Genomic DNA, 17281 nt, shown 5'->3' with positions numbered 1-17281 from the left:
CGATGACACAACTTTCAACACAACGTGGCAATATTTTAGTGCATGGCCTGGTGACCATTATCCGTCAGAATCGTGACTATTTGAGTGAAATTGATGGTGCTATTGGCGATGGCGATCATGGGATCAACATGGCGAAGGGGTTCACCCTGTGCGGTGATAAATTGCACGATAGTCAGTCGCTTGCACAAGCGTTTGATACGTTATCCGATGCGCTGATGGAAGGAATAGGCGGCTCAATGGGGCCACTTTATGGCAGCCTGTTTATGGGGATGGCGAACAGTATTCGTGATAAATCGTCACTGACTGCGGGTGAATTTGCCGCTATGCTTCGCGCCGGTTTGCTTGAACTACAGGATATTAGCGAGGCGCGCGTGGGTGATAAATGCCTGATGGATACGCTTATTCCTGCGGTAGAGGCTGCGGAACGTACGGCGGCTATGGGTTACCTGTCGATGCTGGCGGCTATCAGGCAGGCGGCCGTCATCGGGCGTGATTCTACCCGTGATTTGGTGGCGAAAATTGGTCGTGCCAGCCGCTTAGGCGAGCGTTCTCGTGGGGTACTGGATGCCGGGGCCGTTTCCTGCTGTTTATTGTTGACTCAAATGGCGGTTTTTGTAGAAGAGGCACTGGATACCACCACGGCGTAAATATCTGTTGGAGAAAAATCTGAGATTGAACAACAGTAAATGATGTAAATTGTTGCCTGAGGCGCGGCACAGGCTGCCGCGCTCGCTACCGAAACCGACGAAAAGAGACGACTGCCCGGATGGAAAAAAACACGCTATCTCAGGACACTGAACTGCTGACGGAAATTGCCGTTGCATACTATCAGGACGAAATTACCCAGGAAGAGATTGCGCGTAAATTTGGTATCTCCCGCATCAAAGTGGGGCGCTTGTTAAAGCGGGCCAAAGAAGAGGGCATCGTTGAGATCAACGTGCGCTATCACCCGGTATTCAGTACCCGGCTGGAGCAGCAGTTACTGGAGCGTTTCCCGTTACAACGTGCGTTGATTGCCCTCGATCATCATGACGAGGATGAGCAGCGGCGTCAGGTGGCGGCGCTGGTGGCAATGCACCTGTCACAGTCGTTAAAAGATAATGCGGTGGTGGCGGTCGGCCAGGGGCGTAACGTGGCGGCAGTCGCCGATCATCCCGGCAGTGTTCCCACGCGCAACTGCCACTTTATCAGCGGCATTGGCGGGACGCACCGTCCCGGAGATGCCATCAATGCCGACCACATCAGTCGCCGTCTGGCGAAGAAATTTGGCGGTATCAGTGAAACGCTCTACGCCCCGGCCTATGTTGAAGATCGGGCGCTGAAAGAGGCGTTTATGCAGAACGGCACCATCAAAGAGACGCTGGATCGCGCACGTAAGGCCGATGTGGCGCTGGTGGGTATCGGCGATATGAATGAAAACAGCTATATGGTGAAGCTGGGCTGGTTTACCCCCCATGAAATTATTGATGCCAGCCTGAATCAGGGCGTGATCGGTGATGTGGCGGGTTATGACTTCTTTAATGCTCAGGGGCAGCATGTGGATACGGTGATGAATGACCGGGTGATCGGTCTGAGCATCGACGAGCTGCGTAAAATTCCCTGCGTGATTGCGATAGCTTCCGAGAATACCAAGTCGATGGCGCTGCTGGGTGCGCTGCGTACCGGGGCGATTGATATTATTGCTACCACCGCGCAGAACATTCGTACGCTGTTGAATATGACGAAATAGCCTGGCTTACTCATCATTTTGTTTCCGGGCTGTGCTCGGCCAGGTCACATACTCCGTGTATGCTCCCTGTCCTGTGCGCAGCCCGTAAACAAACTGATTTCGCCGCCAACGGCTATTTACTCTTTCCCCTTTTACTTCCGGTTATTTGCACTCCCTCAAGTTTTTCTCCCGTCCTGCACTTCTATACTGGGAAGTTGTACCCCTACAGAAGAAAAGGACCCTGCAAATGGACGAACAATTAAAACAGAGTGCTCTCGATTTTCATCAGTTCCCCGTTCCTGGCAAAATCCAGGTTTCCCCGACCAAACCCCTGGCAACACAGCGCGATCTGGCGCTGGCCTATTCACCCGGTGTGGCCGCGCCGTGCCTGGAGATCGCTGCCGATCCCGAGGCGGCTGACAAATACACCGCCCGAGCCAATCTGGTGGCGGTGATCTCTAACGGCACGGCGGTGCTGGGATTAGGGAATATCGGTGCGCTGGCCAGTAAGCCGGTAATGGAAGGGAAAGGCGTGCTGTTCAAAAAATTTGCCGGTATTGACGTATTTGATATCGAGGTGGACGAGCTGGACCCGGATAAACTGATCGCGGTGATTGCCGCGCTGGAACCGACCTTCGGCGGCATTAACCTTGAAGATATCAAAGCGCCTGAATGCTTCTACATTGAAAAGAAACTGCGTGAGCGGATGAATATTCCGGTCTTCCACGACGATCAGCATGGGACGGCGATCATCTGTACGGCTGCGGTGCTTAACGGCCTGCGGGTGGTGAAAAAAAATATCTCGGACGTGCGGCTGGTGGTCTCCGGGGCCGGAGCGTCTGCCATTGCCTGCCTTAATCTGCTGGTGGCACTGGGCATGCAGAAACACAATATTGTGGTCTGCGACTCGAAAGGGGTGATCTACCAGGGGCGCGAAACCCCGATGGCCGAAACCAAAGCGGTTTATGCCGTGGCCGATAACGGTAAACGAACCCTGTCTGAGGTGATTAACGGCGCGGATATTTTCCTTGGCTGCTCCGGGCCAAAAGTGATGACCCAGGAGATGGTTAAAGGGATGGCGCGTGACCCGCTGATCCTCGCGCTGGCCAACCCGGAACCTGAAATCCTGCCGCCGCTGGCGAAAGCCGTGCGCCCGGATGCGATTATCTGTACCGGCCGTTCGGACTTCCCTAACCAGGTGAATAACGTTCTGTGCTTCCCGTTTATTTTCCGTGGTGCGCTGGACGTGGGTGCGACCGCCATCAACGAAGAGATGAAGCTGGCGGCGGTGCATGCCATTGCCGAACTGGCGCTGGCCGAACAGAGTGACGTGGTGGCCTCCGCTTACGGCGATCAGGAGCTGTCGTTTGGCCCGGAGTATCTGATTCCGAAACCCTTCGACCCGCGCCTGATTGTGCAGATCGCCCCGGCGGTGGCAAAAGCGGCGATGGACTCCGGCGTGGCGCGGCGGCCGATTGCTGACTTTGATGCCTACCGCGAAAAGCTGATGGAGTTTGTCTACAAAACTAATCTGTTTATGAAACCGGTGTTTTCACAGGCGCGTAAAGATCCGAAACGCGTGGTGCTGGCCGAAGGGGAAGAGGCGCGGGTGCTGCATGCCACCCAGGAGCTGGTGACGCTCGGACTGGCGAAACCGATCCTGATTGGCCGCCCGAGCGTGATTGAGATGCGCCTGCAAAAGCTGGGGCTGAAAATCGAAGCGGGCAAAGATTTCGAGGTGGTGAACAACGAATCCGATCCGCGCTTTAAGGAGTACTGGAACGAGTATTACCAGATTATGAAGCGCCGTGGCGTGTCACCGCAGCAGGCACAACGTGATGTGATCGGTAATCCGACGCTGATCGGTGCCATCATGGTTCACCGGGGGGAGGCCGATGCGCTGATCTGCGGCACCGTGGGGGATTACCGACAGCATTACGATATCGTCGAGAAGCTGTTTGGCTTCCGCCCTGACGTGAAAGTGGCCGGAGCGATGAACGCGCTGGAGCTGCCGAGCGGTAATACCTTTATTGCTGATACCTACGTCAATGAAGATCCGACGCCGGAACAGCTGGCGGAGCTGACGCTGATGGCGGCGGAAACCGTGCGTCGCTTTGGCATCGAACCGAAGGTGGCGCTGTTGTCACACTCCAGCTTTGGGGCCTCGGATGCGCCTGCCGCACGTAAGATGCGAGACACGCTGGCGCTGGTGAAAGCCCGGGCACCTGATCTGGAAATTGATGGTGAAATGCACGGTGATGCGGCGCTGGTGGAGAGTATCCGTCAGGATCTGATGCCGGACAGCCCGCTAAAAGGTTCGGCGAATATCCTGATTATGCCTAACGTGGAAGCGGCGCGTATCAGCTACAACCTGCTGCGTGTTTCCTGTTCTGATGGCGTGACGGTGGGACCGGTACTGATGGGAATGGCGAAACCGGTGCATGTGCTGACGCCGATTTCATCGGTGCGGCGTATTGTGAATATGGTGGCGCTGGCGGTGGTGGAGGCGCAGACCGCGCCGCTGTAAGGACAGGGCAGGCAATGCTGCTTTTTTGAGGGCAACAGCAAGGTCAACGTCTAAGGTCAACGTCTAAGGTCAAGGGCGTTTCGCTTTCCCACTTCGTGGGCTGAGCGACCCAGGGTGGCCAGTCGCCACCCTGGGGACCCGGGCTTGCGGCAGGCGCATCGCCCACTGCGTGGGTTCCCTCAGTCAATCGGCTTTCCGGCCGGACCGGGCGTGACGGAACATCCCTGTCCCGGCACGCCCTCTCGCCAACGTCCTGTTGGCTCGTCCTGGAAATCCGCTCTCCCTCGGCGACGCTTAATTGCCGCTCAAAGGTCAACGGCCAGGTCAACGTCAAAAGAACAGACACAGACCAAATACAAAAAACAAAGGTCTTTTATGACGTTTGGTTTTTTGTCTTATTTAATTTTTAGATTTTGATTTTGAATTGGGTTTTGACGTTGACGTTGACCTTAAGACGTTGACCTTACCCATGCAACAGCATGAAAAAAATCAAATCCACGCCTTAACCGGCAGAAAATCACTGTAAAGCGCCGCCTCCGGGCTGCCTGCTTCCGGCTGATAATCATATTCCCAGCGCACCAGCGGCGGCATCGACATCAGAATCGATTCCGTACGGCCACCCGTTTGCAGGCCAAACAACGTGCCGCGATCCCACACCAGATTAAACTCCACGTAGCGCCCACGGCGGTAGAGCTGGAAATCGCGTTCGCGTTCGCCCCACTGCAGCGCTTTGCGGCGTTCGACAATCGGCAAATAGGCATCGGTAAAGCCGTTACCTACCGCCTGCATAAAGCGGAAACTTTGCGCGAAGTCCGGGGTGTTCAGATCGTCAAAGAACAGCCCGCCAATGCCGCGCTGCTCGTTGCGGTGCTTCAGGTGAAAATAGTCATCACACCACTTCTTATAACGCGGATAGACCTCGTCACCAAACGGTTGACACAGGTCGGCAGCGGTCTGATGCCAGTGAACGGCATCCTCGTCGAAGCCGTAGAACGGCGTCAGATCGAAACCGCCACCAAACCACCACACCGGATCGGCACCGGGCTTCTGCGCAATAAAAAAGCGCACGTTGGCGTGGCTGGTCGGGATATAGGGATTCTCCGGGTGGATCACCAGTGACACGCCTAGCGCTTCGAAGCTGCGCCCGGCCAGTTCAGGGCGGTGCGCGGTGGCAGAGGCGGGCATTGCATCACCGTAAACGTGGGAGAAGTTGACGCCTGCCTGTTCGAACACCCGGCCCTGACGCAGAACGCGACTGCGTCCGCCTCCGCCCCCGGGGCGCTGCCAGCTGTCTTCGGCAAACTGGGCTTCGCCATCTGCCTGTGCCAGCTTGCGGCAAATTTCATCCTGAAGGGTGAGCAGAAACTGTTTTACCTGGGCGATATCCGGAGTGTTCATAACAAATCCTGTGAAAAAAAGACGCGTGGATTATACGTCAGCCTGTGCGCCTGGTCGCCTCATACTCGTCAAAAAAGCTGACGATACCGTTAGCGATGGCACCGGCAATCTTCTGACGAAACGCGGTAGTACCCAGTAATTTCTCTTCGTCAGGGTTGGTGATAAAGGAGGTTTCAACCAGCACAGAGGGAATGGAAGGCGACTTGAGCACGGCAAACGCCGCCTGCTCGGTGTGCTGGCTGTGCAGATGATGAACCGGGCGGATTTGCCCCAGCACATGTTTGCCAAGGATCAGGCTGTTCTTAATGGTATCCGTCTGTACCAGATCAAACAGCACCTGCTGGAGGTAGTGATCTTTGTCCGCCGCTTTCACGCCGCCGACGTCATCGGCCGCATTTTCTCGCTGAGAAAGATAGCGTGCCATGGTGCTGCTGGCACCGCGATTCGACAGGGCAAAGACCGAGGCGCCGTTTGCGGACGGACTGGTGAAACCGTCGGCATGAACGGACATAAACAGGTCGGCGCCGTGCTGGTGGGCGATCTCAACCCGTTCACCGAGGGGAATAAAGTGGTCGCTTTCGCGCGTCAGGCGCACCTCGATATGTGAGTGTTCACTCAGCAGATGGCGGATATGCTGGGCAATCTCCAGCACCACGTGCTTCTCTTCAGAGCCTTCATGCCCCACCGCACCGGAATCAATGCCGCCGTGGCCCGGATCAATCATCACAATACGTTTGCTGTTTGCCGGGCGTACAGGGGGCGGTGAACTGACTACGTTATGCGGACGCGGGCTGGCATCTTCTTGTGCGGCACGGGCAGGGCGGTGGGCCAGCAGAGCCAATGCCAGGCCGGAAAGCAGTAACTGGCGGCGAGTGGTGAGCGGCGTCAGCAGGTTTATCTTTTTCATGGCACATCCTGGGGCAAAAAGTGCTTATTGTTATATCGTAACAATGAGGTGGCGGCGAGAAGGGAACTATTTCAGGTTTTTACTATTTATTTCAGGTGACGACTTCAGCAGGTGGACTTTTTTTTTCTTGTGTCGGACCAACGGACTTGCACCGACAGAAGAATACGTGATAATCAGCAAATTATGCTTAACCACAGGCCAAATCTCATGGAAATCCGCGCATTCCGGCAAGATGATTTTGAAGAAGTAATTACCCTCTGGGAGCGTTGCGATCTGTTACGTCCCTGGAACGATCCTGAGATGGATATTGAGCGCAAGCTGAACCATGACCCGGATCTGTTTATGGTCGCGGTGGTGGGCGGTGAAATTGTCGGCACGCTGATGGGCGGCTACGACGGGCATCGCGGCTCTGCCTATTATCTTGGCGTTCATCCTGATTATCAGGGGCGCGGCTTTGCCAATGCGCTGATTAATCGCCTCGAGAAAAAGCTGATTGCCCGTGGCTGTCCGAAAATTCACGTGATGGTGCGTGAAGAGAATGATGGCGTAAGCGGTTTTTATGAAAAGCTGGATTACGAAACGGTGGACAGCCTGCTGCTGGGCAAGCGTCTGATTGAAGATCGCGAGTATTGATTCACTATTTTGAAATATTCCCCCGACGACTACGACACCAAAGGTCAGCTACGACTGCCCCTCTCTTTCTGGGCGATTTTGCTGTTACAGGCACGCACATGGGTGCTGTTTGTGGCGGCCGGGGCGTCACGCCAGCAGGGCGAAAGCCTGCTTGAGCTGTTTTACCCGGATAATCACGTCTTCTGGCTGGGCCTGGCGTCAGGCGTTCCTGCCGCCCTCGGGCTGCTGCTGACCGGCTATCGTCAGCGTCTGCCGCGCCTGTGGCAGGCATGGCGCTGGGTGCTGGTGTTGACGCTGGTCTTAACGCTCGGTGTTCAGCTGGTGGCCCTGTGGCAGGACGATGACGCAGCATCCTCTCTGGTGCTGATGGTCACGCTGCTGGATGGCCTCGCCATTCTGGCGCTGCTGGGGTATCGGCGGTTGAGTGACTGCTTTGATCCGGCTGAAAATCACTGAGTTAAACTTTTGGGTTAATTCACACTCCAAGCAGTACGGAAGCCCCTGACAATGAATACTGGAGTTGCAATGAAAACGTTTCGCCCGGCGATACTGCTGGCTGCCCTGATGCTGGCTGGCTGCGCAGGTTCGTCCTCTCACTCTGACAGCGCCCCCTCTTCCACCTGGTGGAACCCCGTCTCCTGGTCGTGGTCCAGCCTGTCACCCACGCACTGGTTCGGTTCATCGTTAACCGTGAGCGAGCAGGGGTTGGGGGAGGTGAAAAGCAGCACGCTGATGCAGCGTGACGTGCTGAATGATGCCCTGAACGGTAGCTATCACCTGCGCCAGGGGATGCGTACCACTGACGGGAACATCGTTCACTTCTGGCAGGGCGTTGACAGCGATAAGCAGGTGAAAGTGGAGCTGGTCGGTGATACCACGGTCAACCGCATTGATATCCTGGACCACGACATCACGACCGAAAGCGGCGTGAAGTTTGGCACGGCATTCAGCGACCTCTACAGCAAAGCCTACGGTGCCTGCCAGAAAGGCAGCGGCGCGGACAGCGCCAGCGTTGAGTGTAAAGCCCCTGACAGCCAGCATATCAGCTATGTTTTCAGCGGCGACTGGCATGGCCCGGAAGGTCTGATGCCTTCTGATGACACGCTGAAAAACTGGACCTTAAGCAAAATTATCTGGCGTCGTTAATGCGCTTTGCTTAAAGACCGCATTAATATTGCGCTTGAACACTCTCCTGGCATCCACCTGGGTTATCATATTCTGAAAACTGACCAGAATTACCCTGAGAGCCAGGAGAGCAACATGTCCCATTTTCAGAGCGGCATCTTATTAGAGCATCGCCGTTTTGCTATTTATCTTGAAGCGATGGTGGAAGGCGACGTCGACGCCATTCGTCATGGCAGCCAGCAGTTCCTTGAGCAGCTATCCCTGCTGCAACAGCGTTATCCCGATGCCGGGCTGGGGGCAGTCATTGCCTTTGGCAACGGTCTGTGGAGCGACCTCTGCGCGGGTAACAGCAGCGCGGAACTCAAAGATTTCCAGCCGCTGGGTAAAGGTATGGCACCTGCTACCCAGCGCGATATGCTGATCCATATTCAGTCCCTGCGTCACGATGTGAATTTCAGCCTGGCGCAGGCCGTGCTGGCGGCATTCGGCAGTGCGATCCGCATTGCCGAAGAGACGCACGGGTTCCGCTGGACGGAAGAACGCGATCTCAGCGGTTTTGTTGACGGTACCGAAAACCCGCAGGGTGAACAGCGCGAGGCGGTGGCGATTATAAGCCAGGGTGACAATGCGGGCGGGAGCTACGTTTTCAGCCAGCGCTGGCAGCATAATTTACCGATGTTTAATCGCCTCGCGGTGAATAAGCAGGAGCAGATTATTGGCCGTACCAAAGAGAGCAACGAAGAGCTGGAAGGCGATGCGCGCCCGGCAACGTCTCATGTGGCGCGTGTGGATCTGAAAGAAAACGGTAAAGGGCTGAAAATCTTGCGTCAAAGCCTGCCGTACGGCACGGTCAGCGGCACCAATGGTCTGTTCTTCCTGGCCTACTGCGCGACGCTGTATAACATTGAACAGCAGCTGTTAAGCATGTTTGGTGAAACCGATGGCAAGTTCGATGCGATGCTGCGTTTTACCAAACCGGTCAGCGGCAGCTACTTCTACGCGCCGTCGCTGACTCAGCTCGCCGCCTTGTAGGGGCCAGGCATGCCTGGACCGGGCGGGTCATGACCCGCCCCTACGTTTATCACCCAACGTCGTTGTCATTTCCACCCGCCGCATAACCAATTCCACATGCTTATAGCGTTTTCTGCTTGCAAAGCACCAAACGGTATATAAAACCGTTACAGCTTTTACCCTCGTTATAAATAAACTGAACGCACTCCAGGTCTGTCGACCGGTGAATCTCACAGGGTGCATAATGACGTTACCAACGGTAAAAAAATACGTAACAGCTTCCGCGCTGGCGTTATTGCTGAGCACAGGCGCACAGGCAACCGAGCTGCTCAACAGCTCTTATGATGTCTCGCGTGAGCTGTTCAGCGCCCTGAATGCACCGTTTGAAAAACAGTGGGCGCAGCAGCATCCCGGCGACACCCTGACCATCAAACAATCTCATGCGGGTTCTTCCAAGCAGGCGCTGGCGATTTTGCAGGGTCTGAAAGCCGATGTGGTGACCTATAATCAGGTGACGGATGTGCAGATCCTGCACGAAAAAGGCAAACTGATCCCCGCCGACTGGCAGCAGCGTTTACCGAATGCCAGCTCACCGTTCTATTCCACCATGGCGTTTCTGGTCCGCAAGGGTAACCCAAAGCATATCCGTGACTGGAACGACCTGGTGCGTAACGATGTAAAACTGATTTTCCCGAATCCAAAAACCTCCGGCAATGCACGCTATACCTATCTGGCGGCCTGGGGCGCTTTTGATCGCACCGACGGTAAAGATAAAGCGAAGACGGAAGCGCTAATGACGCAGTTCCTGAAAAACGTCGAAGTGTTTGATACCGGCGGGCGCGGTGCCACCACTACCTTTGTCGAGCGCGGCCTGGGCGATGTGCTGATCAGTTTCGAATCGGAGGTGAACACCATTCGCAATCAGTACGCCAAAGATGGCTATGAAGTCATTGTGCCGAAAACCAATATTCTGGCTGAGTTCCCGGTAGCGTGGGTCGATAAAAATGTTGAACAAAACCACACTGAAGAGGCGGCAAAAGCCTATCTTAACTATCTGTATACTCCGGCTGCCCAGCAAATTATCACGCAGTTTTATTATCGCGTGAATAATCCACAGCTGATGGCGCAGCAAAAAGATCGTTTCCCACAGACGGACCTGTTCCGCGTGGCCGATGATTTTGGTAGCTGGGAGCAGGTGATGAAAACCCATTTCGTCAGCGGTGGCGAACTGGATAAGTTGTTAGCGGCGGGACGGTAGTCATGTTTTCAGCAAGCAGTAAACGTGTTCTGCCTGGGTTTGGTATCAGCCTGGGCAGCAGCCTTTTTTTCACCTGTCTGATTCTGTTGCTGCCGATCAGCGCGCTGCTGATGCAGTTGTCGCAGATGACGCTGGCGCAGTATTGGGACGTGATCACCAACCCGCAGGTTATGGCAGCCTATGAAGTGACGCTGCTGGCCGCCGGGGTGGCTTCTATTTTTAACGCGGTCTTTGGCATGCTGATGGCGTGGATCCTGACCCGCTATCGTTTCCCCGGGCGCGCGCTGCTGGATGGTCTGATGGACCTGCCGTTTGCGCTGCCGACGGCGGTGGCGGGGCTGACACTGGCCGGGCTGTTCTCCGTGAATGGCTGGTACGGCGAGTGGCTGGCGCAGTTTGGCATCAAAGTGTCTTATACCTGGCTCGGCATTGCCGTGGCGATGGCCTTTACCAGCATCCCGTTTGTGGTGCGGACCGTTCAGCCAGTGCTGGAAGAGTTAGGGCCGGAATATGAAGAAGCGGCGGAAACACTTGGCGCATCTCCGTGGCAGAGTTTTCGCCGCGTGGTGCTGCCAGAAGTCGGCCCGGCGCTGCTGGCCGGTACGGCGCTGTCATTCACCCGCAGCCTCGGTGAGTTTGGCGCGGTGATTTTCATCGCGGGCAACATTGCGTGGAAAACGGAAGTGACCTCGCTGATGATCTTTGTGCGCTTACAGGAGTTTGATTATCCGGCCGCCAGCGCCATTGCTTCGGTGATTCTGGCTGCGTCACTGCTGCTCCTGTTTGCGATTAACACCTTACAAAGCCGCTTTGGCCGTCGCATTGGAGGTCACTAATGGCTGACGTTACCGATTTTAAAGGCGTGGGACGCGCACGTATTCAGTGGGGGAAATGGGTGCTGATTGGCCTCGGCATGCTGATCTCGCTGATGCTGTTGGTGATCCCGCTGGTGGCGATTTTTACGGCCGCCTTGTCTGAAGGTCTGATGGCCTCTCTCGACAACCTGCGGAATTCAGACATGCTGCACTCCATCTGGCTGACGGTGCTGATTGCGCTGATTACCGTCCCGGTGAACCTGGTGTTTGGCACGCTGCTGGCCTGGCTGGTGACGCGCTTTACCTTCCCGGGTCGCCAGCTGTTGCTGACGCTGTTTGATATTCCGTTTGCTGTATCACCGGTGGTGGCCGGGCTGATGTACCTGCTGTTCTGGGGCGTTAACGGGTCGGCTGGCGGCTGGCTGGATGCACATAATATTCAGATGATGTTCTCGTGGCCGGGTATGGCGATGGTGACTATTTTCGTTACCTGTCCGTTTGTGGTGCGAGAGCTGGTGCCGGTGATGTTGAGCCAGGGCTCGCACGAAGATGAAGCGGCGGTATTACTGGGCGCGTCAGGCTGGAAAATGTTCTGGCATGTGACCTTACCGAATATTCGCTGGGCGCTGCTGTATGGCGTGGTCCTGACCAACGCCCGCGCCATCGGTGAGTTTGGTGCCGTGTCGGTGGTGTCCGGTTCGATTCGTGGCGAGACCTACACGCTGCCATTACAGGTTGAATTACTGCATCAGGATTACAACACCGTCGGCGCCTTTACGGCCGCCGCGCTGCTGACCCTGATGGCGATAGTGACGTTGTTTTTGAAAAGCGCAGTGCAGTGGCGATTAGAGAGCCAGCAGAAGCGTTTGCAACTGGAGGGGAAGCATGAGCATTGAAATCGGTAGCATCAATAAATACTTCGGCAAGACGAAAGTCCTGAACGATATTTCACTGGATATCCCTTCCGGTCAAATGGTGGCACTGCTGGGGCCGTCTGGCTCCGGGAAAACCACGCTGCTGCGTATTATCGCCGGGCTGGAAAACCAGAACAGCGGACGATTGAGCTTCCACGGTAAAGACGTCAGCCGGGTGCATGCCCGTGATCGTCAGGTGGGCTTTGTGTTCCAGCACTATGCGCTGTTCCGCCATATGACCGTATTCGAGAATATCGCCTTTGGCCTGACGGTGCTGCCGCGTCGTGAGCGCCCGTCTGCCGCTGAGATTAAGCAGAAAGTGACGCGCTTACTGGAGATGGTTCAGCTTGGGCATTTGGCTGGCCGTTTCCCGGCACAGCTTTCCGGCGGCCAGAAACAGCGTGTTGCGCTGGCGCGCGCGCTGGCGGTTGAACCTCAGATCCTGTTACTGGATGAACCGTTCGGCGCGCTGGATGCCCAGGTGCGTAAAGAGCTGCGCCGCTGGCTGCGTCAGCTGCATGAAGAGCTGAAGTTTACCAGCGTGTTCGTGACCCACGACCAGGAAGAGGCGATGGAAGTGGCCGATCGCGTGGTGGTGATGAGCCAGGGCAACATTGAGCAGGTTGGCACACCGGATGATGTCTGGCGTGACCCGGCGACCCGCTTTGTACTGGAGTTCCTCGGTGAAGTGAACCGCTTCGATGGCGCGGTACAGGGTTCTCAGTTCCACGTTGGCGCACATCACTGGCCGCTGGGCTACGCACCTGCGTACCAGGGGCCGGTAGAACTGTTCCTGCGTCCGTGGGAAATTGATGTCAGCCGTCAGAGCAGCCTTGAAACACCGTTGCCCGCCCAGGTGCTGGAAGTCAGCCCGCGCGGTCATTACTGGCAGCTGGTGGTGGTGCCTGCCGACTGGAGCGGTGAACCGATTACCGTGGTGATGGACGGTGACCAGGTGGCCCCTGTTCGCGGCGAACGCCTGTTCGTTGGCCTGCAACATGCACGCCTGTACAACGGTGATACGCCGTTACGGCCTGTTGCCTTTGCGCAAAGCGCCTGATATTTTTCTCTGATGTCATTTAAAAGTACAGAGGGTCGGTTTTTCCGGCCCTCTGCCATTTCATGCGGGAACCCACAGACCTTGACCACACTCGAAAATACCATCGGCAATACGCCGCTGATTCGACTCCAGCGCCTGACGCCAGTGAACGGCAGTGAAATCTGGCTCAAGCTGGAGGGGAATAATCCCGCCGGTTCGGTGAAAGATCGCGCCGCATTCTCGATGATTCAGCAGGCTGAGCTGCGCGGTGAAATTCACCCCGGTGATGTGTTGATTGAAGCGACCAGTGGTAATACGGGCATTGCGCTGGCGATGATCGCCGCGATGAAAGGCTATCGCTTAAAATTGCTGATGCCGGACAATATGAGCATTGAGCGCCAGGCGGCGATGCGTGCTTACGGGGCGGAGTTGATTCTGGTGAGCCGCGAGCAGGGGATGGAAGGGGCACGCGACCTGGCGGACGCGATGGCGGCACGCGGTGAAGGCAAGGTGCTGGATCAGTTTAACAACCCGGATAACCCGCTTGGGCATTACCTTACCACCGGGCCGGAAATCTGGCAGCAGACGGCGGGGCGCTTAACTCACTTTGTTTCCAGCATGGGCACCACCGGCACCATTACCGGCGTGGGGCGTTATCTGAAAGAGCAGAGCCAGGCGGTAACGATAGTCGGTCTGCAACCGTCGGAAGGCAGCAGCATTCCGGGGATTCGCCGCTGGCCTGCCGCCTATCTGCCGGGAATTTTCCGCCCGGAGCTGGTGGACCAGGTTCTGGATATGTCGCAACAGGAAGCCGAAGAGACCATGCGCCTGCTGGCACAGCGTGAAGGGGTATTCTGTGGGGTCAGTTCTGGCGGGGCCGTTGCCGGTGCTCTGCGCATTGCTCACGCGCATCCTGGTAGCGTTATTGTGGCGATCGTCTGCGATCGCGGCGATCGCTATCTCTCCACCGGCGTTTACTGACCTCTCATTATTTCTTCGCAGCGGCAGAACCTTCTGCCGCTGCACGCATCAAATCCTTCCTGACACCTCCCCGACCTTTGATTAGACTGTAAGGATTGGGTAAAAGCGGCTGCTAACCTGTCAATAACAGGCGAAAATAGCGGCTGTATCATTGAGAGATCCCCTATGAAAATTTTGCTGGTTGATGACGACCTTGAACTGGGCACCATGCTCAGTCAGTACCTGATTGCCGAAGGCTTTGATGCTTCACTGGTGTTAACGGGGAAAGCCGGTGTGGAAGGCGCGCTCTCCGGTAACTACAGCGCCATGATCCTCGATATTATGCTGCCGGATATGAGCGGCATTGATGTGCTGCGCCAGGTGCGTCAGAACGGCCGTCTGCCGGTGATTATGCTGACCGCCAAGGGCGATAACATCGACCGGGTGATTGGCCTGGAGATGGGCGCAGATGATTATATGCCGAAGCCGTGCTACCCGCGTGAGCTGGTGGCGCGTTTGCGTGCGGTGTTGCGGCGCGTAGAAGAGCAACCGGTAGTGCTGGAAAACAAAGAGGTAATTGGCTGGGGGGAACTGACGCTCAACCCGGCAACACGCATCAGCGAATGGCAAAAAAAACCGTTCGACCTGACCGCCTCAGAGTTCAACCTGCTGGACTTGCTGCTGCGCTCCCCCGATCGCGTGGTATCGAAAGACGAGCTGTCGGAAAAAGGGCTGGGGCGTCCGCGTGAAGCCTACGACCGCAGTGTGGATGTGCATATCAGTAACATCCGCCAGAAGCTGGCGGCACTGACCCATGACACCATCAATATCGAGACGGTACGCAGCATCGGTTACCGTATCCGATGAAATCCTGGTTCCGTGGTTTTCTGTTCTGGAAAATCCTGCTGGGCTTCTGGCTAACCTATATTGCGATTACCCAGCTGTTATGGCTGGGTTTTAGTCTGTATGGCAAACATCATGAACCCCCGGAAAATATGGCCACTAAGCGTATCGTCAATCTGCAGATGACCTCTGCGGTGTCGGTGCTGCAACGCGGTGGACTGGACGCGCTGAACGATATGATGGTCGACTGGCCGCCCAACGATCGGCGTTTTTTCTCCGTGCAGCTGATGGATAAACCGCCGCCCCAGGTGATGCCGCGCGATGAGTTAAACCGCGATCTTGCCCCCGGCGAGTTCCCGAAAGAGGTGACGGAATGGGTCACCGGTGCCGATGGCCGCCAGTATCAACTGAGATATGATGTGGCGGGTCTGCGTGCCGACAGCACGATGGGGGGGCATCCGCGCAGTATTCTCAATATGCCGGAGCCGTTGTTTATTGTCGGCGGTATCTGCGGCTTGCTGTTCAGCCTGTTCCTCGCGTGGAACCTGACGCGCCCGATGCGCCAGCTGCGTGCCGGATTTGCCCGCGTCTCGAAAGGCGATCTTTCGGTTCGCCTGTTCCCGCAGATGCGCCGTCGCCACGATGAGTTTTCCGTAGTGGCGCAGGACTTCGATGCAATGGTTGAGCGCCTGTCGGTGCTGGTCAAAGCGCGTGAGGAGCTGCTGCACGACGTTTCTCACGAACTGCGTTCGCCGCTGGCACGCTTACAGCTGGCCACCGGGCTGGCACGCCAGACGCCGGAAAGCGTCAACGCTTCCCTGGACCGCATTGATGAAGAGGCTCGTCGTCTGGATAAGATGATCGGCGAACTGTTGACGTTGTCGCGTGCAGAACATCAGAGCCTGCCCGATGAGCAGTATTTTGATCTGCTGGGGCTGCTGAACGCGGTCACCAATGATGCGCGTTATGAAGCACAGATCCCTGGCGTCGACATTCTGTTGCATGCGGATGAGCAGCAGGATTATACGGTCAAAGGGGATGCTAACCTGATCCGCTCGGCAGTAGAAAATGTGGTGCGTAACGCGCTGCGGTATTCCCTGCACGGCCAGAAAGTGATAATCAGTCTGCACCAGGAACATGACTGGCTGGTGATTAGCGTACGCGATCACGGACCTGGGGTGGAGGCTGACAAGCTTTCCAGTATTTTTGACCCCTTTGTACGCGTCAATTCACCGTTATCTGGAAAAGGTTATGGGCTTGGACTGTCAATTGTGCGTAAAGTAGTGATTGCCCATCAGGGTGAAGTCAGTGCGGTTAATGCCCGTGATGGCGGCCTTGAGCTGACGATTCGTTTACCGCACTGGGTGGTTTAACAGCAGCCAGTGATGTTTTTTATTTCGTTGAGGTAAGACATGAGCGGTGTGGCCAGCACCAGACAGCAAGAAGTGCAGCGGATTGTCGATTCTCTGTCGATGGCAATCGCACAGCACCGGTTGAAGCCCGGTATGCGGCTGGTAGAGGCACAGATAGTTGATGTGTTGTCAGCGAACCGTAATCACGTGCAGGCGGCCTTACAGAGGCTGGCGTTGCAGCATATCGTCACGATTGCCCCAAATCGCGGGGCGAAGGTAGCACGGCCTGAAGCGCGTGAGGCGCGGGAAGTGTTTATTGCCCGTCGGGCTATTGAGCATGCAATTCTCGCCGGAATTACTATCGGCAAGATGGCACTGCATAATGATGAGATTGAGGCTCACTTGCAGGCGGAAGAAGTGGCCGCTGCCAGTGAAGATCGCCGCCATATTATCCGTGAACTGAGCCAGTTTCATCTGCTGCTGGCGAACATCAGCGATAACCGGGTACTGAGTGAGATGTTCTCTAATCTGATGGTGCGCAGCTCGCTGATTGTCGCGTTATATCAGCGTAATGACACACCAGATTGTCAGTGCCAGGAACACCGTGCGGTGATTACGGCTTTGCGCGCAGGGGAGGTGGCTCGTGCGCAGGCTATCATGGATGAACATCTACGCCATATTGAGCAACAGCTGGAGCTGGACGATGCACCTCCTCCGCCGATCACCCTGCGTGATGCATTGCTGGTAAGCTGGTAATTGCCCCATAAAAAAAGCCCCCTGACCGAAATCAG

At 56.1% G+C, this 17281-nt stretch carries 17 protein-coding genes; 15 read left to right on the top strand and 2 right to left on the bottom strand.

From position 1 onward, the window contains the following. Positions 1-2: 2 nt before the first annotated feature. The 3 genes from dhaL (at position 3) to maeB (ending at position 4235) form a co-directional block, all read left to right on the top strand. Complete coding sequence (dhaL, locus tag ACFL9S_RS19680; protein WP_405263536.1) at positions 3-647, top strand: dihydroxyacetone kinase subunit DhaL; 645 nt, start codon at positions 3-5, stop codon at positions 645-647. Between the two features lie 119 nt (positions 648-766). Next, positions 767-1729, top strand: a complete 963-nt coding sequence (locus ACFL9S_RS19675; RefSeq protein WP_405263535.1) for a sugar-binding transcriptional regulator — start codon at positions 767-769, stop codon at positions 1727-1729. Positions 1730-1955: 226 nt separating this feature from the next. Continuing rightward, positions 1956-4235, top strand: coding sequence for an NADP-dependent oxaloacetate-decarboxylating malate dehydrogenase (gene maeB, locus ACFL9S_RS19670; RefSeq protein WP_405263534.1), 2280 nt, complete (start codon positions 1956-1958; stop codon positions 4233-4235). A 489-nt stretch (positions 4236-4724) separates the two neighbouring features. On the opposite strand, the gene hemF is transcribed toward maeB, so the two are convergent. Both hemF and amiA read right to left on the bottom strand, forming a co-directional pair. After that, positions 4725-5633 carry an oxygen-dependent coproporphyrinogen oxidase gene (gene hemF / locus ACFL9S_RS19665; protein ID WP_405263533.1) on the bottom strand — a complete coding sequence of 303 codons (909 nt, stop codon included), beginning with the start codon at positions 5631-5633 and terminating at the stop codon, positions 4725-4727. A 37-nt stretch (positions 5634-5670) separates the two neighbouring features. Further along, on the bottom strand, positions 5671-6540 hold the full coding sequence (gene amiA, locus ACFL9S_RS19660) for an N-acetylmuramoyl-L-alanine amidase AmiA (protein ID WP_405263532.1): 870 nt from the start codon (positions 6538-6540) through the stop codon (positions 5671-5673). 207 nt (positions 6541-6747) lie between these two features. On the opposite strand from amiA, the gene ACFL9S_RS19655 reads away from it, so the two are divergent. The 12 genes from ACFL9S_RS19655 to ACFL9S_RS19600 all read left to right on the top strand — a co-directional run bounded on the left by ACFL9S_RS19655 (position 6748) and on the right by ACFL9S_RS19600 (position 17246). Next, positions 6748-7173: a GNAT family acetyltransferase gene (locus ACFL9S_RS19655; RefSeq protein ID WP_405263531.1), complete on the top strand. Its 426-nt coding sequence runs from the start codon at positions 6748-6750 to the stop codon at positions 7171-7173. A 9-nt stretch (positions 7174-7182) separates the two neighbouring features. Next, entirely contained in the window at positions 7183-7629 is a 447-nt protein-coding gene (locus tag ACFL9S_RS19650; RefSeq protein WP_405263530.1) for a DUF2919 domain-containing protein, read from the top strand. A gap of 69 nt (positions 7630-7698) precedes the next feature. After that, positions 7699-8319, top strand: a complete 621-nt coding sequence (locus tag ACFL9S_RS19645; RefSeq protein WP_405263529.1) for an RpoE-regulated lipoprotein — start codon at positions 7699-7701, stop codon at positions 8317-8319. A gap of 114 nt (positions 8320-8433) precedes the next feature. Then, positions 8434-9330 carry a Dyp-type peroxidase gene (locus ACFL9S_RS19640; protein ID WP_405263528.1) on the top strand — a complete coding sequence of 299 codons (897 nt, stop codon included), beginning with the start codon at positions 8434-8436 and terminating at the stop codon, positions 9328-9330. 223 nt (positions 9331-9553) lie between these two features. Next, a complete protein-coding gene (locus ACFL9S_RS19635) occupies positions 9554-10567 on the top strand; it encodes a sulfate ABC transporter substrate-binding protein (RefSeq protein ID WP_405263527.1) in 1014 nt (337 codons plus the stop codon). 2 nt (positions 10568-10569) lie between these two features. Continuing rightward, entirely contained in the window at positions 10570-11403 is an 834-nt protein-coding gene (cysT, locus tag ACFL9S_RS19630) for a sulfate/thiosulfate ABC transporter permease CysT (RefSeq protein ID WP_405263526.1), read from the top strand. Beyond that, a complete protein-coding gene (gene cysW, locus ACFL9S_RS19625; protein WP_405263525.1) occupies positions 11403-12278 on the top strand; it encodes a sulfate/thiosulfate ABC transporter permease CysW in 876 nt (291 codons plus the stop codon). Before cysT ends, cysW begins: the two co-directional genes overlap by 1 nt. After that, positions 12268-13356 carry a sulfate/thiosulfate ABC transporter ATP-binding protein CysA gene (gene cysA / locus ACFL9S_RS19620; RefSeq protein ID WP_405263524.1) on the top strand — a complete coding sequence of 363 codons (1089 nt, stop codon included), beginning with the start codon at positions 12268-12270 and terminating at the stop codon, positions 13354-13356. The genes cysW and cysA overlap by 11 nt, the downstream gene beginning before the upstream one ends. An 81-nt stretch (positions 13357-13437) precedes the next feature. Next, complete coding sequence (gene cysM / locus ACFL9S_RS19615) at positions 13438-14316, top strand: cysteine synthase CysM (protein ID WP_405263523.1); 879 nt, start codon at positions 13438-13440, stop codon at positions 14314-14316. Between the two features lie 165 nt (positions 14317-14481). After that, positions 14482-15162, top strand: a complete 681-nt coding sequence (locus tag ACFL9S_RS19610; protein ID WP_405263522.1) for a response regulator transcription factor — start codon at positions 14482-14484, stop codon at positions 15160-15162. After that, positions 15159-16511: an ATP-binding protein gene (locus ACFL9S_RS19605; protein WP_405263521.1), complete on the top strand. Its 1353-nt coding sequence runs from the start codon at positions 15159-15161 to the stop codon at positions 16509-16511. The genes ACFL9S_RS19610 and ACFL9S_RS19605 overlap by 4 nt, the downstream gene beginning before the upstream one ends. 39 nt (positions 16512-16550) lie before the next feature. Then, on the top strand, positions 16551-17246 hold the full coding sequence (locus ACFL9S_RS19600) for a GntR family transcriptional regulator (RefSeq protein WP_405263520.1): 696 nt from the start codon (positions 16551-16553) through the stop codon (positions 17244-17246). Positions 17247-17281: the final 35 nt, after the last annotated feature.

Origin of the sequence: Erwinia sp. AnSW2-5, assembly GCF_045107195.1 — a bacterium.
Taxonomy (GTDB): domain Bacteria; phylum Pseudomonadota; class Gammaproteobacteria; order Enterobacterales; family Enterobacteriaceae; genus Erwinia.
The sequence above is the reverse complement of the archived record's forward strand: the minus strand, read 5'-3'. Positions and strand labels throughout refer to the sequence as shown.